This window comes from Paenibacillus sp. J22P169, assembly GCF_059691995.1.
Window position 1 is genome coordinate 854,231 of the sequence record NZ_JCAUAO010000002.1, and the last position, 24,462, is coordinate 878,692.

Annotated in this window: 19 protein-coding genes; 13 read left to right on the forward strand and 6 right to left on the reverse strand. The window is 45.7% G+C overall.

All coding sequences use genetic code 11. The features are described from left to right. The first annotated feature begins 15 nt into the window (after positions 1 to 15). Positions 16 to 1,851 carry an LTA synthase family protein gene (locus AC58QG_RS17705; RefSeq protein ID WP_497363429.1) on the forward strand — a complete coding sequence of 612 codons (1,836 nt, stop codon included), beginning with the start codon at positions 16 to 18 and terminating at the stop codon, positions 1,849 to 1,851. 51 nt (positions 1,852 to 1,902) lie between these two features. On the opposite strand, the gene AC58QG_RS17710 is transcribed toward AC58QG_RS17705, so the two are convergent. The 3 genes from AC58QG_RS17710 to AC58QG_RS17720 all read right to left on the reverse strand — a co-directional run bounded on the left by AC58QG_RS17710 (position 1,903) and on the right by AC58QG_RS17720 (position 3,888). Next, positions 1,903 to 2,547, reverse strand: a complete 645-nt coding sequence (locus AC58QG_RS17710) for a GNAT family N-acetyltransferase (RefSeq protein ID WP_497363430.1) — start codon at positions 2,545 to 2,547, stop codon at positions 1,903 to 1,905. Next, positions 2,532 to 2,888 carry a GNAT family N-acetyltransferase gene (locus AC58QG_RS17715; protein WP_497363431.1) on the reverse strand — a complete coding sequence of 119 codons (357 nt, stop codon included), beginning with the start codon at positions 2,886 to 2,888 and terminating at the stop codon, positions 2,532 to 2,534. The genes AC58QG_RS17710 and AC58QG_RS17715 overlap by 16 nt, the downstream gene beginning before the upstream one ends. Positions 2,889 to 2,994: 106 nt before the next feature. Next, entirely contained in the window at positions 2,995 to 3,888 is an 894-nt protein-coding gene (locus AC58QG_RS17720) for an AraC family transcriptional regulator (RefSeq protein WP_497363479.1), read from the reverse strand. 125 nt (positions 3,889 to 4,013) lie between these two features. Between AC58QG_RS17720 and AC58QG_RS17725 the strand changes: the two genes are divergently transcribed. The 8 genes from AC58QG_RS17725 to AC58QG_RS17760 all read left to right on the forward strand — a co-directional run bounded on the left by AC58QG_RS17725 (position 4,014) and on the right by AC58QG_RS17760 (position 17,147). Beyond that, complete coding sequence (locus tag AC58QG_RS17725) at positions 4,014 to 6,536, forward strand: glycoside hydrolase family 2 TIM barrel-domain containing protein (protein ID WP_497363432.1); 2,523 nt, start codon at positions 4,014 to 4,016, stop codon at positions 6,534 to 6,536. A 34-nt stretch (positions 6,537 to 6,570) separates the two neighbouring features. Beyond that, positions 6,571 to 7,713, forward strand: coding sequence for a glycoside hydrolase family 88 protein (locus AC58QG_RS17730; RefSeq protein WP_497363480.1), 1,143 nt, complete (start codon positions 6,571 to 6,573; stop codon positions 7,711 to 7,713). A 155-nt stretch (positions 7,714 to 7,868) separates the two neighbouring features. Next, on the forward strand, positions 7,869 to 10,172 hold the full coding sequence (locus AC58QG_RS17735; protein WP_497363481.1) for a helix-turn-helix domain-containing protein: 2,304 nt from the start codon (positions 7,869 to 7,871) through the stop codon (positions 10,170 to 10,172). A 219-nt stretch (positions 10,173 to 10,391) separates the two neighbouring features. Then, entirely contained in the window at positions 10,392 to 12,014 is a 1,623-nt protein-coding gene (locus tag AC58QG_RS17740) for an extracellular solute-binding protein (protein WP_497363433.1), read from the forward strand. 76 nt (positions 12,015 to 12,090) lie between these two features. Further along, positions 12,091 to 13,059 (forward strand): ABC transporter permease, encoded by a 969-nt coding sequence (locus tag AC58QG_RS17745; protein ID WP_497363434.1) that lies wholly within the window; start codon positions 12,091 to 12,093, stop codon positions 13,057 to 13,059. Between the two features lie 12 nt (positions 13,060 to 13,071). Then, positions 13,072 to 13,974: a carbohydrate ABC transporter permease gene (locus AC58QG_RS17750; RefSeq protein WP_497363435.1), complete on the forward strand. Its 903-nt coding sequence runs from the start codon at positions 13,072 to 13,074 to the stop codon at positions 13,972 to 13,974. 15 nt (positions 13,975 to 13,989) lie between these two features. Next, positions 13,990 to 16,236, forward strand: a complete 2,247-nt coding sequence (locus AC58QG_RS17755; RefSeq protein ID WP_497363436.1) for a glycosyl hydrolase family 95 catalytic domain-containing protein — start codon at positions 13,990 to 13,992, stop codon at positions 16,234 to 16,236. A gap of 101 nt (positions 16,237 to 16,337) precedes the next feature. Continuing rightward, the gene (locus tag AC58QG_RS17760; RefSeq protein ID WP_497363437.1) at positions 16,338 to 17,147 is read left to right on the forward strand and encodes an MBL fold metallo-hydrolase; all 810 of its coding nucleotides are present in this window, start codon (positions 16,338 to 16,340) and stop codon (positions 17,145 to 17,147) included. Between the two features lie 107 nt (positions 17,148 to 17,254). Here the strand turns inward: AC58QG_RS17760 and AC58QG_RS17765 are convergent, their stop codons facing one another. Beyond that, entirely contained in the window at positions 17,255 to 17,815 is a 561-nt protein-coding gene (locus AC58QG_RS17765) for a helix-turn-helix domain-containing protein (protein ID WP_497363438.1), read from the reverse strand. A gap of 176 nt (positions 17,816 to 17,991) precedes the next feature. On the opposite strand from AC58QG_RS17765, the gene tdh reads away from it, so the two are divergent. The 3 genes from tdh to AC58QG_RS17780 all read left to right on the forward strand — a co-directional run bounded on the left by tdh (position 17,992) and on the right by AC58QG_RS17780 (position 21,578). Next, positions 17,992 to 19,080, forward strand: coding sequence for an L-threonine 3-dehydrogenase (gene tdh / locus AC58QG_RS17770; protein WP_497363439.1), 1,089 nt, complete (start codon positions 17,992 to 17,994; stop codon positions 19,078 to 19,080). Then, the gene (locus AC58QG_RS17775; RefSeq protein WP_497363440.1) at positions 19,073 to 20,251 is read left to right on the forward strand and encodes a glycine C-acetyltransferase; all 1,179 of its coding nucleotides are present in this window, start codon (positions 19,073 to 19,075) and stop codon (positions 20,249 to 20,251) included. The genes tdh and AC58QG_RS17775 overlap by 8 nt, the downstream gene beginning before the upstream one ends. A 139-nt stretch (positions 20,252 to 20,390) precedes the next feature. Continuing rightward, positions 20,391 to 21,578, forward strand: coding sequence for a chromate transporter (locus tag AC58QG_RS17780; protein ID WP_497363441.1), 1,188 nt, complete (start codon positions 20,391 to 20,393; stop codon positions 21,576 to 21,578). 1 nt (position 21,579) lies between these two features. Here AC58QG_RS17780 and AC58QG_RS17785 read toward each other — a convergent pair whose 3' ends face one another. Next, positions 21,580 to 22,050, reverse strand: a complete 471-nt coding sequence (locus AC58QG_RS17785) for a CBO0543 family protein (RefSeq protein WP_497363442.1) — start codon at positions 22,048 to 22,050, stop codon at positions 21,580 to 21,582. Between the two features lie 161 nt (positions 22,051 to 22,211). Next, the gene (locus tag AC58QG_RS17790) at positions 22,212 to 23,288 is read right to left on the reverse strand and encodes a YncE family protein (protein ID WP_497363443.1); all 1,077 of its coding nucleotides are present in this window, start codon (positions 23,286 to 23,288) and stop codon (positions 22,212 to 22,214) included. Positions 23,289 to 23,456: 168 nt separating this feature from the next. On the opposite strand from AC58QG_RS17790, the gene AC58QG_RS17795 reads away from it, so the two are divergent. Next, positions 23,457 to 24,347, forward strand: a complete 891-nt coding sequence (locus AC58QG_RS17795; protein ID WP_497363444.1) for an SMP-30/gluconolactonase/LRE family protein — start codon at positions 23,457 to 23,459, stop codon at positions 24,345 to 24,347. The last annotated feature ends 115 nt before the right edge of the window (positions 24,348 to 24,462 follow it).

The window sequence follows — 24,462 nt, forward strand, 5'->3', positions numbered from 1 at the left end:
AAAGGAGCTATCTGCATGTTGGAAAAGCTCAGACATCGATTATTTTTATTTCCATTATTTATTGTAATTAAAATTTATGTAGCCTGGATGATCTTATTTGAAACAGGACCGTCGGCTAGAATCCTTTTGACAGAAATTCCGGCCATCTTGATTACTTATTGTGTGATTGAGTACGTTGTGAAAAAGCATAAACTTGCCTGGTATCTTGCTGTTGACCTTATTATTACGATTTTGTTTTTTGCACTCGTTATTTATTATAAGCATTTTGGTGTTATAGCTACGTATCATGTTTTAACGCAAGCCAAACAAGTTGGTGCCGTCAAGAAAAGCATTTTCTCTGTGATTGAGCCCCAGTATCTGTTGTTTTTCTTGGATATTGCTATTGTTGCTCTCTTTGCATTCTTTAAGCCTAAAACAAGAGAATGGAAGCCGCTCAGCATGAAAATAGTTGCTAGTGTCGCTTGCTTCTCTTTACTACTTTGCGCACTTAGTGTAATTCCTAACCGCAGTTCCTTTAATGAGAATGTGAAAGCAAGTAAAATGGGCATCTTAAATTATGAAATGTATAATTTGCTTTCTCAAAAGAAGGAAGAAATGATCAGTCCAGATCAAATTAACCAGCAAGCCATTGATACATTAAAAAATAAAGTTGTGGTCGAAAAACCTGTGATGCATGGCGCGGCGAGTGGGAAAAATTTGATTATTATTCAAATGGAGTCCTTTCAAAACTTTCTGATCGGCTTGAACATCGATGGGAAAGAAATTACACCTAACTTGAATAAGCTGGCTGGATCCAACTATTATTTCCCGAAATTTTATCAGCAAATTGGTCAAGGGAATACGTCAGATGCCGAGTTTATCGTGAACACGTCGTACTATGTACCTCCAGATGGCGCAGCTACTCAAGTCTATGGGAAGAAGGACTTACCTAGCCTTCCAAAGCTCCTTCAGAAGCAAGGCTACACGACGATGAATTTCCATACGAATGAGGTTGGATTCTGGAATCGGGATGATTTATATCAGGCCATTGGCTATGATCGGTACTACGATAAACAATTTTTCAAAGATGAGGATGCCTTCTTCTATGGCTCGTCCGATGAAGTGTTATACAGGAAAACAGCGGAAGAGTTAGCATCATATCAAAACCAAGGAACACCTTTTTACGCGCACGTGATCTCGATGAGCTCTCACAACCCCTTCACAATTCCGGAAGAAAAATATAAGATGACATTGCCTGAGCGGTACGAAGGCACCTTTGTAGGCGACTACATTCGTGCAGAAAACTATGCAGACTATGCACTTGGCTTGTTTATCGACGATTTGAAAAAGCGGGGGATTTGGGAGAACAGTGTAGTTGTTCTTTACGGCGATCACCGCGGCCTTCCTTTATTTTCTTTGAAAGCTGACGACAAAGCCTTGATGACAGAAATATTAGGTCATGAATACGGTGAAAAAGAACTCATAAATATTCCTCTTATTATCGCGTCCGAAGGTGTGACAACGCCACAGGTACAAATGCAGCTAGGCGGTCAAGTCGATATTTTACCAACAGTTGCCAACCTATTAGGTGTACCGCTGACAGACTATATTCACTTTGGTCAAGATTTGCTTAATCATACGTCCTATAATTTATTACCTCAACGTTACTATTTGCCGACAGGCTCATTTGTAAATAGCGAAGAGCTCTTCATGTCTGGTAAAGGTTTTGAGGATGGCAGTTATTTTACGCTTGCCGGCAATGCCAATGAACACCAATCGGCGACGGAAGACGAATTTAATCATGCGTTAAAGCTTTTGCAATTATCCGATAGTTATGTGTCACAACTGCCAGATCGTGTGGAGCCTGAATAACATAAACCGCCTTGCGAATCCTCGCAAGGCGGTTTTCTGTTTACGTACTGCTCAGCGCAGCTCACACACCATTTTATAACTTCCAGGCTCCGCGCGGAAGCCGATCAAATCACGGTTAATGCGCAGCATAGGGGCATTCATGGAATCATTGTGTGTTTTCAAATATGGCACACCGCAGACGCTGGCAGTTTGTATGCCGAGCATCTTTAAGGCGAGTGCAATCCGTCGACCTCGATATGCCGGCAGTACACCCGTATATTCATGATACATGGCACGAGTTTGTTCGTTCTGTTGGAGCGTAACAACACCAATGTAGCGTTCGCCATCTTTGGCGATATGGATCCATTCGGGACGTACGCCATTTTGGGCGATGGTCCACTTTTTCCATTCTTCAAACCAAGGAAAGTCACCGGAGTAGCCTGGAATATCCGGATGTGTGATCTTATATAGCTCATGCAGCTTCCTCTCACTGGCTTCCCCTGGTTCATCCGCCAAGGTAATGAACTGAATCCCTGCTCGTTCGGCTTCTTTTATGGATTCCTCAAGTGTGCCTCCATCAAACGTTGCCAAGTCCAGAACGGATTCGAAGGAATGGCGTTCTTTTACGTGGTTGCGACGTTCTGCAAAAGCTAATGACTGTTCGTCGCTCTCCTTCATATAGCCAATGAGCCGCGAGGCTCTTACCTGGTTGCCCATTGAAGAAGCGTATCATACAAAGCATTCCCTACGCCGTTACCACGTAATTTCGGATCTACAACCAGGTTATAGATCAGTGCGCCAGGCTCCGTCCATGGGGCGCGCCAAGCGATTGCGTAGGCGACAACTTGTCCATGCTCGTCTTCTGCAACCCATTTGGGACGATCCCATCCTATCAGCTGTTCTTCTTCATTGTAATGCAGCTGACCTGGAGGGATTTTGTCCTCGTCTTCATTGAGCTGTTCAGCTGTTGTCGGTTCCGACCAGATCAGATTAAGGAGCGGTGCGACTGCCTTAAAATCATCGGGCTGCTGTAATTTTCGAATGATCCAATTTGGCACGATATGACCTCCATCAAAGAATATCTTGTTGTCATTATCACATGCCAAGAGACGGAGATCATGGTAAAGTCTGGATATAACGAAAGATTCTGATCCTGTGCGAATTTCATTCAATGAAAATGGTATAAGCACTCATCCCTTTGAATTTGTAGGGCGTGAACCCGACATGTTTCTTGAAAAGCTGGCAGAAATATGAGAAGTTGCCTAATCCGACGGACTCACCGATATCTTGAACGGACATATCCGTCGTTCGCAGCAGCCAACAGGCTTGTCGGATCCGGCGCGCAGTCAAGTACTCCGTTATTGTGCTGCCAATGGATTGATGAAAAGTAGTGGATACATGGTTGGGCGTTAGGTGAACCGCCGAAGCCAGCTCGTCTAGCTTGAACGGCTCCATGTAATGCGCCTCGATCCATGCAAGCATTCGCTCGGCTGTTGATGAGCTTTTCGGTGTAAGCATAGGAACAGAATCTGACTGCGAGAAAGCAGCCTTCTCCGAATCCGTGCGAAGCTGGTGTATGAAAGCCGTCAGGAAAAGCAACTGTTCTTCTAACAGTCGCTCTGGTCCGCGTTCCTTGGCGGCATCAAGTCTAGGTGTATAGCTCCGAAGTAAAACTTCAAGCGCAGCCAGATTTTCACTTCGAAAGGCTTGCGGCATAAGCGGGTCTTTCCAAAGCTTTCTGAGAAACTCGCGAAGAGCTGGGAAAGCAGAGAGAGCTTCCTCTAGAACGGCAGGCTCAAGAACGAACAGCGAACGGATGTAGCTGTCTTGAGGCAGATTATGAATGCGAATGCGATGCAGCTGAAACGGTCTAAAGCAGAAAATGGTGCCAGGCTGCAGCTCCACAATTTGTTGTTCTATTACGACAAATCCCGTGCCTTCATGGACGATCAGAAGCTCCATGCCCTGATGGGCGTGAAACACTTCTTCGAATGAGTGTGTTCGATCTTTGAAAAACGATAGTTGGACGGGATGCACATTTAAGTTCAAGTAATTCATCAGCTTCAAGGGGATCACCTCATCGTATTCTAACAACATTTTATCATAAGAGGCCTAAACTTTTTCATGCTTTTTTTTGATACGATGTAGACAAGTGAATGCGCAACTAGGAGGAGACACGTAAGATGTTGAAACAACGTTTAAATGAGCAATGGGAGCACTATCGCGGATCGTTAGGCGGTGTTTGGGAGGTGTGGCGCTCAGATAAGCTGCAAAATCATTATAATGTGCCATGGGAGTCGGTTACGCTTCCACATACGTATAACGGGACTGATGTGATGGATCCCGATCATAAATATTATCAAGGACAAGGCTGGTATCGGAACAAGCTAGAGATAAATAACCCTTATCCTAAGGGGAGAACGCTGCTGCATTTTGAAGGCGCGGGACAGCGCACGGACGTGTATGTTTATACCGAAAAGGTGGATTCCCACCTAGGCGGATATGATGAGTTTACGGTAGATATCTCAGAAGCAATTGAGCGGGCAAAGGAGATCGAGCGATATGCAGGGCGTGTACCCGTCGCCATAGCGTGTGATAACAGCCGAGAACTGGAGACGATTCCTTCGGATGCAAGTGACTTCAATCTATATGGCGGTGTGTATCGCTATTTGAACCTCGTCTATGTGCCGCAGATTTCCATGGCTCAGGTGCATGTGGAAACACAAGTGGAAGAAGTTTCTGCGCAAACGCAAACAGCAGGAGGCGGGAAAGTAAAGGTACGAGCTAAATTGTACAATCCCGATCAGCTTGCGGAGAATATCAAACTCACGATTGTGCTTAAGCAGCAAGATGGAACGATTGTCGGGCAGACGGAGATTTCGCTGCCAGCTTGGCAGGATGAGAAGGAAATTGCGGTCTTCGAGGTGCAGAATCCACATTTGTGGTCCGTCACAGACCCTTATTTATACGACTGCTCAGTAGCCCTCGCCTGTGTGGACGGGGAAACGACAAGCCAAGAAAGGTTCGGCTTCCGAACGTTTGAATTTGTAAAACAAGGTCCTTTTAAGCTGAACGGCAAGCGTCTCTTGCTGCGCGGTACGCATCGACATGAGGATCATGCAGCGGTAGGAGCAGCGATGACCGAAGACATGATCCGCGAAGAAATGCAGCTCATCAAGGCAATGGGTGCGAATTTCATTCGTCTGGGACACTATCAGCAGTCTCGTATTGTGCTGGATTTATGTGATGAATTGGGCATTCTTGTCTGGGAGGAAATTCCTTGGTGCCGCGGCGGACTGGGTGGTCCGGAATACCGCGAACAATGCATCGATATGCTTACAGCGATGATCAATCAGCATTACAATCACCCGTCAGTCATTTTATGGGGATTAGGTAATGAGAACGATTGGGAGTGCGATTTTGATCATTTCGATCAGCAAGAAATTCGCACCTTCATGAAAGGATTGCATGATCTGTCGCATGAGCTGGACCCAAGTCGATTAACAGCGATTCGCCGATGTGAATTTTGCAAGGATATTATCGATGTGTACTCGCCTTCCATTTGGGCAGGGTGGTATCGTGGCGTGTATACCGACTATGAATCGAGCTGTCAGATTGCGTTTGAGAATGTGGACTCGTTCTTCCATATGGAGTGGGGAGCGGATAATTTGCCAACTCGGCATGTGGAGAAGCCTTTCACGGGCTTTGCGTTTATGAAGAATACTGATGACGGCGTTACGGACGAGCGTGATGGGGATTATTTATTGACGGGTGGCGAGCCCCGCGTATCGCGTGATGGCGATTGGTCGGAAACATACTTCTGTGAAATGATCGATTGGTACTTGAAATCACAGGAGAAAATGGATTGGCTGACGGGGGCAGCGCAATGGTCTTTCAAGGATTTTGCAACACCTGTGCGTCCGGACTCCCCGATTCCCTATTTGAACATGAAAGGGATCGTCGAACGTGATCTGACTCCGAAGGAAGCCTTTTATGTGTTCCAATCGTATTGGTCAGAGGAGCCGATGGTTCGCATCTATGGGCATACGATGCCGATTCGCTGGGGCATGGAGGGCGAACGAAAACTGATTAAAGTATACTCGAATGCCGAACAGGTCGAGCTGTTCCTGAATGGCGAGAGCTTGGGCGTGAAGCAGCGCGATTCGCAAGATTTCCCTTGTGCTGGTCTTCGTTGGGAAACGGAACTGACCGCAGGAGAGTATCGTCTGCGCGCGGAAGCCATCTGCAATGGCGAGGTTGTGAGCGACGAGCTGCAATTCACGTATCAATCGGACGCGTGGGGGGAGCCGACGGAGATCCAATTAACGACGGAAAGCCTAGCGGATGGACGAGTTTACGTAGAAGTGCGAGCATTTGACGCGAAAGGCGTCTTTTGTCCCGATGCAGCTAATTTTGTTCGATTTGGATTAGCTGGTGATGGGAAACTGCTCGATAATCTCGGCACAATCCGTGGCTCAAGACAGGTTCAACTCGCCAGTGGTCGCGCAGTAATTTATGTAGATCCGTTCGGTGGGTTACCCGCTGGCATTACAGTAACGGATTTCGTGAGTGCAGGCGGACCGGCCTCCTCTTTAGCTTCCATATCCAATGGGGCTAGAGCAGCTCAGCGGAGATATACATCCGTCGTCAGTGCTGCATGTGAAGGAATGTCTACGGTAACAGCAATCCTAGAAGTATCCAAATAAAACATATAGGGAGGCTTACAAGATGAGTGAACTTATGGAAGCAGCAAAGTGGCAAAACGCACAGAAGCTCGGGGATATTTTGCCGGACGTGTGGAAAGAGCTGCAAGTGAAAGTTGATCGGATGATCGAGCAAATTGGGGAGAAGTCCCCTCATGTTGCCAAGGAAGATGGCATCTATGATGATATGCGAATCGATTGGTGGACGTCAGGCTTCTGGCCTGGGATTTTGTGGATTATGCATGAGATGACAGGCAAAGAGCACTACAAGGGAGCAGCCTGGGAGTGGGACGGCAAGTTCGAACAGGCCAGCATCCGGGATAACAATTTCCATCATGACGTTGGCTTCCAGTATTTGCCGACAGCGGTGATTAAACATAAGCTGACAGGGGATAAGGATGGATTGCGTCGCGGCCTTCAAGCGGCTAATTTCCTGGCAGGTCGATTCAATATCGCAGGGAACTTTCTACGTGCGTGGAACCAAGATAAGCTAGGTTGGTCAATCGTTGATTCCACGATGAATCTGTCCATTTTATTCTGGGCAGCTGAGATGACTGGGGATCCACGTTTTGATCATATCGGAAGAGCACAAGCGGATACGGTTGTCCAGAAGTTCATCCGGGAAGACGGCTCCGTGAACCATATCTTGAGCTTTGATCCGAAGACGGGCGAGCTGATTGAGTCACTTGGCGGTCAAGGTGCCGGCCCGCAATCGGCTTGGAGCCGAGGCGCAGCTTGGGCACTGCATGGCTTAGCGAATGTATACCGCTTCACAGGAGACACACAGTACTTAAGAGCTGCGCAACGTGTGGCCAATTACTTCCTGGCGTGTCTGCCTGAAGATCATGTGGCTCATTGGGACTTCCGTGCAGACGAGACGTTGGATAACGAGCCAAGGGACACTTCCGCTGCCTCTTGTGCAGCTTCTGGGTTAATTGAACTCGCGGAATTCCTGCCTCCAACAGAAGGTGCGATGTACCGCAATGCGGCAGAACGTATGCTGTTGTCTCTCACACAGAAGTATGCCACTTGGGATAAACCAGAGCACCAAGCTATACTGCTAGAGGGAACAGGCAATAAACCAGCTGGCCAGAACGTGAACGTATCTCTCATTTATGGTGATTATTATTATGTTGAAGCACTTGCTAAGCTGCTAGGTTGGAAACAGCGGATATTTTAAGCATTTGATCGTTTGATCGTTAAGTATTTGCTCATTTGATCGTTGACGAAGCAACACCACTTTCTTTCAATAAGGGAAAGCGGTGTTTCTTTTTGCTTTTCGTGTATAATTAATGGAAATCAAATTAATTCAAACTCGGGGGACTAGCTGTGACAATGAAAAATTTACGATTTAGCACACGAAGTGTCATGGTGAATTGGCTTATTTCCTACATTTCTGTATTGCTTGTTCCTATACTGATCAGCGGCATCATTTATACCGCAACTTGGCATGTGATTGAATCGGAAGTCAATCGAGCCAATGAATCGCTGCTCAAGCAGATTGAGCAAGCGATTGACAGCAACTTGGCTGGTATCGAACGCTTAAGTGTTGAGATGGCGCTAAGCAAACGTCTTGCAGGCTTCATTACGGTATCGAAACCGTTGAAGGATGAGCAATATTATGACGTCGTTGAAATCGTCGACGATCTGCGCAAATATAAAGTGGCTAACGATTATATCGATCAAATTTATGTGTATTACAAAAATAGTGATACCGTGGTCTCAACGCGCGATCATATCAATAGCCATCAATTATACGAGAGAGTTCGGGCACGCGAAGACATGAGTTATGAGGAATGGCAGGCTACTTTTGATAAAAGGTATATCCAAGAGTACTCACCAGTGACCATTCGAGAGGATGGTAAAGCGGTTAAAGCGGTGATGTATGCCAAATCGATCATTCTCGACACCCCAGAGCAACCAGGTGCTATTATCCTATTTACCATTAAAGATACGAAGCTGCTTGAGAATATCATGTCACCAAATCATTCTTCTATCGCGGTACTCGATCGCCAGAATCGCTTGATTGCTTCAACGGGATTAGAGAAGAATCCTGATTTTCTATCTGTCGATAAGCTAACAAGTGAGAACGGTTTCTTTTACGATAAGCTGATAGACAAACAGTATGCGGTTTCGTATACAACCTCGAATAGAGCCGGATGGAAATATATTTCGATGATGCCTGCGGAGCTTTTTGATGAAAAAATGAAGTATGTCAAAAACTTGATCTCGATCAGTATAGCGCTCAGTCTCCTTATTGGCGGCATTGTCACGTTTCTGATGCTCAAACGAAATTACGATCCGATCAGCAAGCTGATTCGAAGTTTATCCACGCGCTCTAGCATTTCATTCAAGGAAGGCTCTAATGAGTATGGTTATCTGCAAGCTGCGCTGAATGATACTTTCACGGAGAAGGAGAAAATCGGGCAACGTCTGGAACAGCATCGGGACACGATTCGTTCCCATTTCCTCCAAGGTTTATTAAAGGGCTCACTTGAGCGGAATGTGCCTGTCCATGAATCACTGGCCGTTCATAATATGGAGCTGGCGACTTCTCATTTTGCTGTATTGCTGTTCCATGTTGATCATTATGGCAAATTGGAGTCCTCCGAGTTTGCTTATGCCGAGAAAATCAAGCATGTTCAGTTCATTATCATGAATGTCGCGGAAGAAGTTGTTGGCATTAAGCATCAAGCATTTTCAACGGAATTGGACAATTTACAAGCGTGTATCATTAATTTTAAAAAGAACCCTGAGCCTGATGAGGTAAAAGATATCGCGGAACAGGTAAAAGCTTTCATGTTGGATCATTTTCATGTGCATTTGACCATTGCGATTAGCCGCATTCATCAAGAGCTGGCGGGCATCCCCGTGGCTTATCAGGAATCGCTTGCTGCGCTTGAATATCGCATGGTGATGGGAAGCGGCGAAATTATTGGGTACAATGACTTGCCAGATGCTGGTTCAGAACGTGAATCAAGCTATTATTACCCCTTGCATGTGGAACAGCAGTTGATCAATTTTGTGAAAACGGGTGATTACAATCAGTCAAAAGCGATGATTGATGAGATTATTGAAATCAATGTATCGGGTGCATCCCTATCTGTTCCGCTTGCGAAATGTTTGATGTTCGATCTCATTTCCACCATGCTCAAAACCATCGATGAAATCGGCGCAAGCAATAAACGGGAATTCATGAATCAGGTCAACCCGATTGACCGATTAACGGCGTGTACAACGATTAAAGATATGAGAGTGCAAATCGGAGATGTGCTGGAGCAAGTGTGCCAATCCATTCAGGATGATCGTAAGCAAGATCATAACCAGCTCAGCCAACAGATCATTACCTATGTGAAAGAGAATTTCAGTTCCGCTGATTTAAATATTACGATGATTGGAGACGTTTTCAACTTAACCCCTTCCTACTTATCCAAGCAATTTAAAGCGCAGACAGGCGAAGCGCTGCTTGAACACATCAACAAGACGCGAATCGAAGAGGCGAAAAAGCTGTTAGCGGTACAATCGTCCTCGATCGTGGACATTGCAAGACGAGTGGGCTACGAGGATATCAATACGTTCAATCGTATTTTTAAGAAATATGAAGGAATTACACCTGGGAAATACAAAGACTTTGTGTAGCCTAGCGGGGGAAGATGCCACCTTATGGGTGGCTTTTTCTCTTTTTGCACGTCAGTTTCAATTTTAATGATGTGAAAATACTGATTTTGAAGATGGTTTTCTGTTTTTGATGATACCCAAACAGCGCTTTACTTCGCATAATAACGTTATCGGTGCACCGCACAAGACAGTGCGAGATGCATGAGCAAGCAGGAATATGCATTCACGAGGGGGATATCTATGAAGAAGCAGATGAAGACAATTGGCACGGCACTCTCCATTGTTTTGGCAACAACAAGCTTACTAACCGCATGTTCGAAAGAAGAAGCAAGCAGTACACCTAAAGCATCATCGTCATCAACAGTACCAGTGACTGAGGCAGCGAAGTATCCAATTACAACAACGGGATCGATTACTTCATGGGAAGAAATTAATCCGAATATCACATCCATTGTACCTAACTTAGGTGAATCAGCCTTTGGTAAGCAACTAGAAAAGGAAACAGGTGTAAAGGTTAAATATACGCATCCTGCAGACGGTCAAAAAAAGGAGCAATTCAATCTCTTGATCGCCTCGAACAATTTAACAGATGTCATCGAATATGATTGGAACAAAGAATATCCAGGCGGACCTGAGAAAGCGATCGCGGATAAGATGATCATTCCTTTGAACGATCTGATCGATAAGTTCGCTCCGAATTTGAAAAAACTTTTACAACAAGATAAAGAGCTGGATAAAATGCTGAAGACCGATAGCGGCAAATACTACGTATTCCCGATGATTCGTCCGGACAATGGACTCGTATTCCGTGGTCCTATTCTTCGAAAAGACTGGCTGGATGAATTGAATCTACCAGTTCCAACGACAATCGATGAATGGTACACCGTATTGAAAGCGTTTAAGGAAAAGAAAGGTGCTACGGCTCCATTCACTGCGCAATACAGTACAGGCAGCGAGCTCAATATCCAGGATGCCTTCATTGGTGCTTTCAAAACAGCTAATCGCTACTACATTGATGATCAAGGTAAAGTGAAGTACGGTCCGATTGACCCACAGTTCAAAGAAGTGTTGACCCTTTTCCGCAAATGGTATGCAGAAGGCCTAATTGATAAAGATTTTGCCCTAAATACGGACTCGAAATCGCTCGACAACAAGATGCTTAGCAATGCATCCGGTTCAACTGTAGGACTGCTTAGCGTAATTGGCCGCTGGATGGATACGGCGAAGAAGAAAGAGCCGAACTACCATCTCATCGCAGCACCTTATCCAACCTTGAAGAAAGGTGAGCGTGCTTTTATCGGACAACGGGATTTCAAATATAATCCGTTAGCGAGTAAAGCCGTTACAACGGCTGCTAAGGATCCGGAACTCGCTGTGAAGTGGCTGGATTACGCATACAGTGAGAAAGGGGCTACGCTGTTTAACTTCGGTATCGAAGGGGAAAGCTTCAACCTCCTGAATGGCGTGCCAACCTGGTCTGACAAAATAACGAAGGATCCAAAATTGAATTTGCAACAAATGGTTTCACAATATACGAAGCCGAACGGGCCGTTCCTAGGGGACTCAAGAAAGAATTTCAACACGTATAAAGAGCAAAACGATGCGATGCAAATTTGGGCAGAGACCGATGCTGTGAAGCACGTTATGCCGACTTTCATTACACCAACGGTAGAGGAAAGTAAGGAAATAGCTAAACTCAACACGGCGATTAGCAGTTATAAAGAAGAAATGTTTATTAAGTTTGTCATGGGCAAGGAGCCAATTGATAAATTCGACGAGTACGTGAAGCGTATCCAAGATATGGGAAGCGACAAAGTGCTCAAAATTTATCAGGATGCTTTCGATCGTTACAATAAGCGCTAAGAATTTGACAGAGAACGTGTCGGCCACCCGCTGGCACGTTCATCTTTAAGAAGACTGTTGAAGGGTGGACTATGAAATGGAAGCTATCAAACATGAATCGACACCTGTTTTCTTAGCCAATAAGCGGAAGAAAGCGGGCACCAAGCTCGGTCTGATCCTCGATATACGCAAGAATAAATACCTGTATGTGATGCTGCTGCCTGTATTGCTGTACTATGTTGTGTTTCATTATGCACCCATGTACGGGGCCATTATCGCGTTTAAAGACTTCTCACCAAGGCTTGGTATTTTGGGGAGCGACTGGGTAGGCTTTGACAATTTTCAAATGTTTTTTTCCGGCCCTTACTTCTGGAGGACGATAAAAAATACGCTGCTAATCAGCTTGAATGAGCTTATTTTTGGCTTTCCGGCTCCGATCATTTTAGCGTTGCTGCTCAATGAAGTGAAAAATGCTTTGTTTAAGCGAAGCGTTCAAACACTGACCTATATGCCTCACTTTATATCCCTCGTTGTCATTTGTGGGATTCTGAAAGATTTCACGTCCAGCGAAGGCGTCATCAATGATTTGATCGCTTGGATGGGGGGAGAACGTACGACGTTCTTGCTTGAAGCGGATATGTTTCGTCCAATCTATGTATCTTCCGGCGTCTGGCAGCACATTGGTTGGGGCACAATTATTTACTTGGCGGCCTTAACAGGAATTGATCAAGAGCAGTATGAAGCAGCACGCATTGATGGCGCAGGACGTTGGAAGCAGGCCATTCATGTTACAATTCCAGGGATTATGCCGACCATTATTATTTTGCTCATCCTTGAAATGGGGAAAATGATGAATGTTGGCTTTGAAAAGATTATTTTGCTGTACAATCCAGGTACGTATGAAACAGCGGATGTCATATCCTCTTATGTATACAGGGTAGGGTTGCAAGAGTTCAATTACAGCTTTAGCTCGGCAGTTGGCTTATTTAATTCCGCCATCAATTTCACACTGCTTGTTTGTTCCAATTGGATAAGTCGGAAATTAAACAATACGAGTCTGTGGTAGGCAGGGAGGAGGATGGAAATGGAGATCAAAATGAAAACGAACAGACCTTCGTTGGGTGAGAGAAGTTTTGATTGGAGTAATGCGCTGTTTTTGACAATATTAATGATCGTGACCATTTATCCAATTATCTATGTTGCTCTAGCTTCGATTAGTGATGCCAGTCAGCTCATGGCGTACAGTGGAGTTCTATGGAAACCGCTAGGCTTCTCGCTGGAAGCATATAAGAGTGTATTTGCGAATCCGATGATTATAAAAGGCTATGGGAATACTTTTTTTGTTGTACTTGTTGGTCTTGTACTCAATATCTTGCTTACGTCTTTAGGTGCTTATGCCCTGTCACGCAAAAGCTTGCAATATCGCAAGCAAATCATGCTGTTTATCGTGTTCACGATGTTTTTCAGCGGGGGCTTAATTCCATTTTATTTGACGGTCAAAGGGGTCGGACTGAACAATACACTATGGGCTATTATTATCCCACATGCGATTAATACGTTTAATTTGATCCTGATGAAAACGGCTTTCGAAGCCATCCCCGATGCGTTGGAGGAATCCGCGAAGATTGACGGAGCGAACGATTTTGTCATTCTGTTCCGAATTATTTTACCGTTATCCATGCCAGTCATTGCTGTTATGCTGCTCTATTACGGTGTAAGCCATTGGAACTCGTGGTTCCATGCGATGATCTTTTTGCAGGACCGTAACTTGTACCCGCTTCAGCTTATTCTACGGGAAATTTTACTGCAAGGTGAAGCTAGCTCAATGACAGGAGGAGCTTCGGCTGGCGACGTTGCCATGCTGTCTGCGACTTTGAAATATGCGACGATTATTGTGGCTACCGTACCGATTCTTCTCGTGTATCCTTTCCTGCAGAAATATTTCGTTAAAGGCGCACTGATCGGAGCTATCAAGGGGTAAGGAGGAGATTTGGGCATGGGGAAAGGTAAGGACAACGAGATCAGATTGGACGTGGATTGGGAAAAGTTCCTCGCACCAAATGACATGGAATGGGTTGTGAAGCCGGTTAGCTGGGATGAAGGAGCCTTCATCGGGAATGGGCTCATCGGAGCGATGATTTATGGGGAAGAGCATGCGAAGAAACGGCATGTGCTGCGTTTGGTGACCGGTCGAACCGACGTTACGACAACTCGGACGGACCGTTCAGGCTTTCCGCCTCGTGTACCCATCGGTGAGCTGGACTTGGAACTGGAAGGGATGATCTATCATCCAACGCAGCTGCGGTTAAATTTGTGGAACGCGGAAGTTAGCGGCAGGCTGACAACAACGAAAGGCGAAGTTCAGCTTCGTGCTTTTGTTCATAGCGAAGTCCCAGTCATGTGTGTGGAAATAGAGTCTCTAAGTGGGGAGACAGGGGCTATTTTACAGTGGTATCCACATGCGGAAGTCGATCCTGTGTTGGTGAATGCCGATGGCATTAACTTGAACCAGTTTATTCCTGAGGTACAGCTTAAGAAGACGACCTGGATTGGGGTTACGGTCTCGGTTCAAAGCTATTCGACAGACGAAGGGTGCGTCACTGCTTATAAGGAAGTGCAATTGACAGAAAAACGCAGAGTTTGCTACCTGTCTGTGGTCAAAGGCTATGGTGAACAGGCACAGGAAGAGGCTGTTAACGCGGTCATGAAGGCTGCCTCTACGGCGTATGACGAATGGATGGCATCCCATCGTGCATGGTGGCATCGCTACTATCAGCTAAGCTTCATCTCCATCCCGGATGGACAGTTGGAGAGCTTCTACTGGATCCAAATGTACAAATTGGCATCGGCAACAAGGGCAGATAAGCCGTTAATCGATAATCAAGGGCCATGGCTTGCGCCGACACCTTGGGCAGGCGTCTGGTTTAATATGAATGTGCAAATGAGTTACTCGCCCGTGTATACATCTGGCAGGTTGGAAATCGGAGAGTCACTTGTACGCGCGATTGCGGACAATCAAGAGCAATTAATTCGCAATGTGCCTGAAGCGTATCGGAATGATTCCGCAGGACTTGGGCGCAGCTGCAGCTTTGATCTGAATAGTCCCGTTGATGATGAAGTTGGAAATTTGACTTGGATCTGTCATAACTTGTGGAGGCAGTACCGTTATTCCATGGATGAACGAATGCTTACGGATACACTTTATCCCATCCTGAGGAGAAGTATCAATTACTATATTCATCTTCTAGAGGAGGGCGCAGATGGTTATCTCCATCTACCGCCTACAATCTCGCCGGAATATGGTTCTTTTATGAAAACCAAGGTGAGGGATTGCCATTATGATTTGGCTCTCTTGCGTTGGGGCTGTGAAACCCTGTTGCACATTTGTGATCGTTTACAGCATGCGGACCCTCTCCGAGAAAGCTGGCTGCACATATTGGAGAGATTGACGCCGCTGCCCGTGGACGAAACAGGCTTTATGGTCGGGAAGGATACGCCGCTTGCATACGGACACAGGCATTTCAGCCATTTACTCGCTGTTTTCCCGCTTCATCTGGTCGGATGTGATCGTGAAGAGGATCGCGAGCTCATTTCGAAGTCGCTGCGGCATTGGATTCAAAAAGAAGGCGATCTCCGTGGCTTCAGCCTGACGGGCGCTGCCTCCATTGCGGCAACACTAGGCAAGGGCAGTGAGGCGTTCCGTTATTTGAAAGCCTTGATGCACATTGTGAAGCCGAATACGATGTATAAAGAGGCAGGACCTGTCATCGAGACACCGCTCGCCGGAGCTGAGTCGATTCACGATATGCTGCTCCAAAGCTGGGGCGGAACATTGCGGGTATTCCCTGCAGTACCGGACGAATGGCGCGAAGCAGCCTTTCATGATTTACGTGCAGAGGGCGCGTTTCTGGTCAGCGCTGTACGGCGGGATGGAAGTACTTCATGGATTCGCGTGAAAAGCTTGGCAGGGGAGCCGTGCCGGATCAAGACGGGATGGAAGGGAATCGTACGATGGAAGATTTCCGGGAATGATGATGTACACGTTACTCATTTGGATGATAACGAGGAGCTCCTTCCAATTGTTTTAGCGGAGGGGGAAGAAGCCATTATCTATCAAAGTGTTGAAATGCCAGAGCTCAGCATCCAAAAGGTATACGTGCCAGAAAGACCCATTCGCCCGTTTGGCGGTCTTAAGCCTTGGCGACTGTATGGTTTTCCGGCTGAAGGAATAACGAATGTATAACTATTGACACCCCTACAAAATCAACATAAAATAACATCAAACAACATGTGATTTCATCATGATTCAACATGACCAGTACCGATCAGTAGGGGGAATATCGGATGCAAATACATTTTCTCGGCACAGCCGCCTTTGAAGGAATTCCATCATTGTTCTGCCAATGTACAACCTGTCAGCAAGCTCGTGAGCGCAAAGGGAAAAACATTCGCTCGCGCACATCTGTCATCATTGATAACGTTCTAAAGGTTGATTTCCCGCCGGATACGCTATACCACTCGCATCAATATGGCTTGGATATGAATCAGATTCAGGATTTGCTGATCACTCATTCACACTCTGACCATCTGTATGCAGAGGATATGGTGATTCGAGCGAAAGGGTACGCACAATATGGTGGAAGTACAATCCAGGTATATGGTCACGATCTCCCTTTCCGGCACTGTTTTCAAGCACTCAACGGATATCAGCACAACTATGAATTCAACCGAGTTCTTCCGTTTAAGTCAGTTAAGACGCAAACAGCAACGATCGTTCCCCTGTTAGCCAATCACGATAAGCTAGAAACGTGCTTGCTTTATTATATTGAAAAAGATGGCAAATCCATTCTCTATGGTAACGACAGCGGCTGGTTTCCTGAGGAGACTTGGGCATGGCTTCAAGATAAAAAGTTAGATCTCGCCATTCTAGAATGCACAACAGGTCGAAGCCAACATCGTGAAAATCACATGAATGTCGATGCTGTTCTGGAAACCAAGGCATGGATGGATGCGAACGGAGTTTTGAAAGCGGGAGCACAGGTTATTGTCACGCATTTCTCACACAATGCACACTTACTGCACGAAGATCTTGTTGATATTTTTGAGCCAAATGGCATACAAGTTGCTTATGATGGTTTGATGGTTTCCTTGTAATGAGTTTCATTCGTGTAATCCTATAGTCGTAATAATGAAAAGGCTGACCCCCAAGTAGATCAATCTACTTAGAGGCCAGCCTTTTTTGCGATATACATGAAAATCGCTTACAAAGGATAACAAATGATCGTGTTATACATTGTTTTCTCATCTGCAATATTTTCATAAACATGAGGTTGATCCGCGGAAAAATGAATAGCTTCTCCGGCTTTCAGCTCGTAGGTTTCATCTTGAATACGGAGACGAAGCGCACCGCTGATCATTAAAATATATTCTTCGACACCTTCATAATGGGCTTCCGAGGCGTGGGTACAACCGATATCAATTTCAACGGTGTAGATCTCAAATTGCTTTTTCTGCTCAAAAGGAACGATAGGAAACGCCCGATAATTCCCGTCTTCTTCTAGGAAGGGTTCAATCTCATCGAGACGGATATGGGTTACTTTCGGCACATTATCCTCAATGAGGGAAGTAAATGAAATGTGCAGTCCGTTCACAATTTTCCATAAAATGGATATGGTTGGATTTGAATCTCCACGCTCAATCTGCCCGAGCATCGCCTTGCTGACGCCTGTTAATTCGGCCACCTGATCCAAGCTGAGTGACCTTGCTTTGCGAATATTTTGAAGGTTTTTCCCGATCTTTTTATGAATTTGTTCCTGATCCATTGCGTTCTCCTCTTCCTACTAGTACCACAAGTATAAACCAAATTTAGCATAGGTGTGAAATATTTTCAAATACATATGTACAATATATGATCCGTATGTATAATATATTGTATATGCAAGATAACGCACAAAAAGTTAATATAGTAAACTTTTTATATGAAGAGGGGGCATGCAACATGAGAGAGACCATGATCGGACTTGTCAAACAGGTACGCGGACCTGGCGCTGTTTTACAAGAAGTACCAATTCCACGCTGTGGACCTGACGAAGTGTTAGTTAAGGTGAAAGCAACTTCCATCTGCGGGACGGACGTCCATATCTACAAATGGGATGATTGGGCGGAAAGCGCAGTGGTAACGCCGAATGTATTTGGTCATGAATTCGCCGGTGTAGTCGAAGCGGTAGGCAGCCAAGTAACGAATGTGAAAATCGGGGATCACATATCGGCAGAAGGGCACATCGTATGCGGGGTTTGTAAAGCATGCCGAACAGGAAACGCGCATGTCTGCCCGAATACGGTTAGCTTCGGCATTACGGCACCAGGCTGTTTTGCGGAATACACGGTTGTTAAAGCAACGAATGTCATTCACAATAGGCCGGATATGCCATTTGAGCTAGCTTGTCTGCAGGACCCGCTTGGCAATGCGGTACAAACTGTTTTGTCAGGAGATATCGTTGGGAAGTCGGTTGTTGTCATCGGCACAGGGCCAATCGGATTGATGGCAGTAGCAGTTGCCAAAGCTAGCGGCGCTGGGGTGGTGATCGCTGTTGACATCAATCCCTATCGACTCTCGTTAGCGAAGCAGATGGGCGCAGACTATCTCATCAATAGTAGAGAAGTGTCCATGGTAGAGGCAATTCGTGCCTATACAGGCGGCGAAGGTGCGGAAGTCGTCTTAGAGATGTCAGGATATCCCGATGCGATCCGTGGTGGCTTCGAGGCAGCGGCCTCTGCGGCGCGAGTATGCTTACTAGGCATTCCAACACAAGAGGTGCCCCTCGATCTTTCGCGTCATATTATTTTCAAAGGCTTACGTGTTGAAGGAATTACCGGGAGGCGCATGTACCAGACCTGGTATCAGCTGAAAGGTTTACTTGATCAGAATCGAATCGATTTGAAACCGCTCATTACCCATACGTTCGCGTTGAAGGATTATGAAAAAGCCTTTGATTTGATGATTTCGGGGCAATGCGGCAAAATCGTTTTTGTACATGACACAGAAGATGCCATACCATTATTAAAGGAGTGTGCGATTCATGGCTAATTGGAACTCATTAGTGGAAGAATTGGAGCAATTGAAAAAGGAAGGGCGCTACCGGCCATTGACCGTATGGGAAAGCGGATCAAGTGCATGGATGACATTGAAGGGGCGTTCGGTGCTGCAAATGTCCTCTAACAATTATTTGGGGCTAACCGATCATCCTAGTATGAAGGAAGCGGCCATTCGTGCAATTGAGAAATATGGTGTCGGAAGCGGATCCGTACGTACGATTACGGGGACGCTTGATATTCATGATGAGCTCGAATTGGAGCTTGCCAAATTCAAGGGAACGGAAGCGGCCCTCGTGTTTCAATCCGGCTTCACTGCAAACCAAGGTGTCTTAGGTCCACTACTTGGACCGGATGATGTCGTGATCAGTGACGAGTTGAATCACGCGAGTATTATTGACGGTATTCGATTAACGAAAGCGCAGCGGAAAGTGTTTGCCCACAAAGACATGGATCAACTAGAAGCAGCTCTTAAAGAAAGTGCTGGATTCCAGAAGCGAATTGTCGTAACGGACGGTGTTTTTAGCATGGACGGAGACATCGCACCTCTGCCAACCATCGTGGAGCTTGCTGAAAAGTACAGTGCTTTTGTCTATGTTGACGATGCCCATGCGAGCGGCGTACTTGGCAAGAATGGGAAGGGATCGACGGATCATTTCGGTCTGCATGGCCGCGTTCACATCCAGATTGGTACCCTTTCGAAGGCAGTAGGGGCTGTTGGGGGTTATGTGGCTTGTGATCAAGTTCTCAAGGATTACCTGATCCACAAAGCGCGCCCTTTCTTGTTCAGCACGTCCCAGACACCAGCCGTAGCGGCTACTTGCCTTGCGGCAATCCAGGTGCTTCAACAAAGCGGCAATCTCATTACAAAGCTTTGGGAGAATGCTTCCTACTTCCGCTCGAAGGTACAAGAGCTTGGCTTTGACACAGGGGCAAGTGAGACGCCAATCATTCCTGTTATCGTGGGCAATCCGGCGAAGACGATGCAGTTTTCCGATCTGCTGTTGCAAGAAGGCGTCTACGCCCAAGGGATCGTCTATCCGACAGTCGCGATGGACAAAGGCCGCGTACGGTTTATTGTTACGGCGCAGCATACACAGGAAGATCTTGATTTTGCATTGAACGCGTTGCATAAAGCTGGGAAACAGCTGAATCTATTGAGGTAAAAAGAGGAGCAGACTGCTAGTTGCAGTCGCTCCTCTTTTTTTACCCTTCATTAATAATTAACTATAATTGCGCAGCATCTAGTGATATCATTGTTTCGAAATCAAAATTACCATGTACATAATTGAATTGAGGTTGAATATGTCTTCTTCTCAAACCAAATGGAAATTAATCATTGAAGTGTTGCTCGTCTCATCCAAGTTAGGGTTGACCTCCTTTGGAGGACCCATTGCCCATTTGGGTTATTTTTACAATGAATATGTTCGTAAGCGTCAATGGATGGATGAGAAGAGCTACTCTGAGCTAGTCGCGCTTTGTCAGTTTCTTCCTGGTCCAGCTAGCAGTCAAGTAGGGATTGGCATTGGTATTACACGAGCCGGCTTGCTTGGAGGGGTGGCCGCTTGGCTAGGTTTTACGCTTCCTTCGGTGATAGTTCTTGTTGTATTCGCGTTACTCTTGAAGGGAATGGACATAGGGCACGCAGGGTGGATCCATGGACTGAAAGTTGTGGCTGTCGCAATTGTTGCTCAAGCGGTTATAGGGATGGGGCAAAAGCTGACACCTGACAAAAAACGTGCAACTTTAGCGGTTCTCGTTGCTTCGATTACCCTTGTTTGGCAGACCGCATTCAGTCAATTATTGTTGATTGTCGCAGCTGGGATTCTTGGAGTTTGGATGTACCCGCAAGCAAAAACCCCCGATGTCGCACAAATAGTCGTACCGATTAGTCGAAAGGTTGCTATTGGTTGTCTCATCCTCTTTTTCGGATTATTAATGACGTTGCCGCTTGTCAGCTCAGCCGTAGGAACTCCGGGTTTATCGCTGTTGGATAGCTTCTATCGATCGGGTTCCCTCGTATTTGGCGGTGGACACGTTGTTCTGCCACTCTTAGAACAAACGGTAGTGCCGACGGGATGGATAAGTAAAGAAAATTTTCTTGCTGGGTATGGGGCAGCGCAGGCTGTTCCTGGACCACTGTTCACGTTTGCTTCCTACCTGGGTGCGATGGTCAATGGTTTATCTGGTGCTATCATTGCAACAATTGCTATTTTTTTGCCAGCCTTCTTACTCATCGTAGGGACACTGCCGTTCTGGAACCTCATGCGTAGTAATTCTTATTTACAAAGTGCATTAGTTGGCATGAATGCAGCAGTGGTCGGCTTACTAGTGGCGGCGCTGTACAATCCTTTATGGACAACAGCGATAATGAGACCAGCAGATTTTATCCTTGTTTGCATTTTATTTACGATGCTTTTCTTTTGGAAATTACCACCTTGGATTGTCGTTCTTGCAAGCATTGTTGGCGGAATTGTTACAAGCTATGTATAGCTTACCTACTTTTACTTTTAAAGTTAACGCCATGCTTTTTCGCGAGTACATAAAATCCATACACGGAAGTAACAGCGATACAATAAGATACGAAAGTCCATCCAATCGTCCAACCATGTCCGTATTCAACTTTACCAACTAGATAGGCTATATATTCAAGGGAAGTTAATACGATTGATAGCGAAATCAGGACAACCAACGGATGCTTCTTTTTAAAATCAATCCAGTAGATACCTACACAGGCTGCTAATGGATAGAGTCCAATGTCAAAAGGGAGCGCAGAAATCGTTTCATCATCTTCAATTAAAGGTGTGAAATCCCAAAAATCTACGTGGTAGCCAATGGCATTTATTAGGGAAGAGATTAGTGCAGTGACGGGAAAGATGAGTATTGCAATGGTTGGTGCTTTCTTATACCATGCGAGAGCGAATAACCAAGGTACAATAAAACCTACAAGGATATTAATTAACATACGTCCCACTCCTCTTGATCGTAGTTACTATCAAGTATGACCCGTACCTTTCGACTTATACCCCCATAATGGTCGTTGATGTTGAACACCACCTCGTCTTTGTTCGTGAATCGACGAGGTGGTGTTTTTGTTTACAGTAAGCCTTTTAAGACATTAGTGACCTAGTCCTGAATAACGGAGATCGTCTTTTCCCCTCCGACATAAATGCGATTCGTGCGTGGGTTCAGCAGCATTGACCCAGACCCTTTACCAACTTGGAGCTTAGTGAGCGGCTTCAAGCTGCTGCCATGATAAACTATGAGCGGAGCCGTTCCAGTCTCCGGAGATTCCGAAACGAACAGATGGTTCGTCTTCGGATTAATCAGCGAATCCGTAAAAGTAGCCACGGTTAACGTATTAATAATCTTATTCGTCCTGCTACTAAGGGCAAAGAGTCGACCCTTCACTGAAATTTGTGCACTTGAGACATAAATTCTACTCGTAATCGGATTAATCGTTATATCCCTTTGACGTCTGCCAAGCTGAATCTTACGAACTTTCATCGTGCGAAGATCGACAACCGAACAGTAACGGCTTAGGTTGTTTGCAACATACAGTTGATTGGTTTTCTGATCTAGAACGGGCGTTATAACAGGGTTTCTTCCGACTTTTACGGTGCTAATGATCTTACTGGTTTCTCCATTAATAACAGATAACGTATCACTAGTCGTATTCGTTGCGTAGATGCGGTTGGCCCTTTCATTAACAACAAGTTGAGAAGGACGTCCAGTAAAAGGTATTCTTTTGTGTACTTGATTGGTAGTTCCGTTTAGAACAACGAGATCAGTTTTCTTTGAGTTAAAGGAGATCGTCGTTACATAAATAAGATTCGTATGTGTGTTGACCGCGATATTGTCGACGCGTTCACCTACTTTGATCGTGGAGATTACGCGATTGGTAAGTCCGTTTATGACAGAAACAGTACCATCAAAGAAGTTGGCTGCGTATATGCGATTCGTTCGCGTATTGACGGCCATGTGATATGGCATTTTACCGATTTTGATGATGGTTACGATTTTATTTGTTTTTGTATCCAGAACACCAAGGCTGTCGTCACCCTGAATAAAATAGACCCGATTCGTGATCGGATTGATCGCGAAGTAAACAGCCGGACTGCTGACAGGAATAGTTGCAATCAAACGTGGCAAGGATGGTTTGCTTCTACGTGTTGAAACACGGACCGCTTTACGAATAAGCATGCTGGATCCCCTTCCCCAAGACATGTGTTTCTTAAATCATATTCATGAGCGTACGGGTAGGGAACTGCTGAGACAAAGGATTGATAGGATCGTGCACAACTTTCATCAAGTTGGCGCGTCAAAAAAGCAGGAAGATAATTAGGCACGAACGTTATAGGAGGCGTTGAAATGGAGCAGCAATATACGGAATTAGCGTTAATCTGGGATGGTAAGGCATTGCTTGGTGAAGGTCCTGTGTGGGATCACCGTACAGGTCAAATCATTTGGGTTGACATCAATGGACAATCAGTCCATATGCTAACCCCTGATAATGGAACTCATCGGACAATTGACTTGGATCAAAAGGTCGGAGCCGTTGTGCCAACAAAGCAAGGCGGCATGGTTCTTGCCTTGGAACGAGGCTTTTATATGCTTGATCTGGCATCTGAGACATTAACGCAATTGGCGGATCCGGAGACTCACTTGCCTCATAATCGGTTTAATGATGGGAAATGCGATCGTGCTGGGCGATTCTGGGCAGGGACGATGGCTCAAAATGAGGGTGCTGCAACCGGTTCACTATATTGTTTGGATGTAGACGGTACCGTTCGTACCATCGAGGATGGCGGCATCACGGTATCCAATGGATTAGGCTGGAGCCCGGATAATAAGACGATGTATTACATTGATTCCCCGACGAAGAAAGTTGTGGCTTATGTATATGAGGAGGAATCAGGGATGATCTCGGATCCTCGAACGGTCATAACGATACCAGAGGGAGAAGGTTTTCCAGATGGGATGGCTGTGGATAACCAAGGGATGTTATGGATTGCGCAGTGGGGTGGATGGCAGGTAGGGTGTTATAACCCCATGACGGGTGAGAAAATAGGTTCGATTCCTGTCCCTGTGGAGAGAACAAGCTCTTGTGCATTTGGCGGGGAACAGATGGACGAATTGTACATCACGACGGCTAGTGTAGGTGTCAGTGATGAGGACAGAACGAAGCAACCCTATGCGGGTGGCTTGTTTCGAATCAAGCTGGATGTGAAAGGACCGCATGCGAATTTCTATGGCGGTTAATCAAACATAAAACAACGAGCCTCCCTTCTATGGGAGGCCCATTGTTTTTATAGATACGAACGAATCATAGCAATGGCTTGCTCCGCACATACGAGAGTCTTACGATACGTCGTAA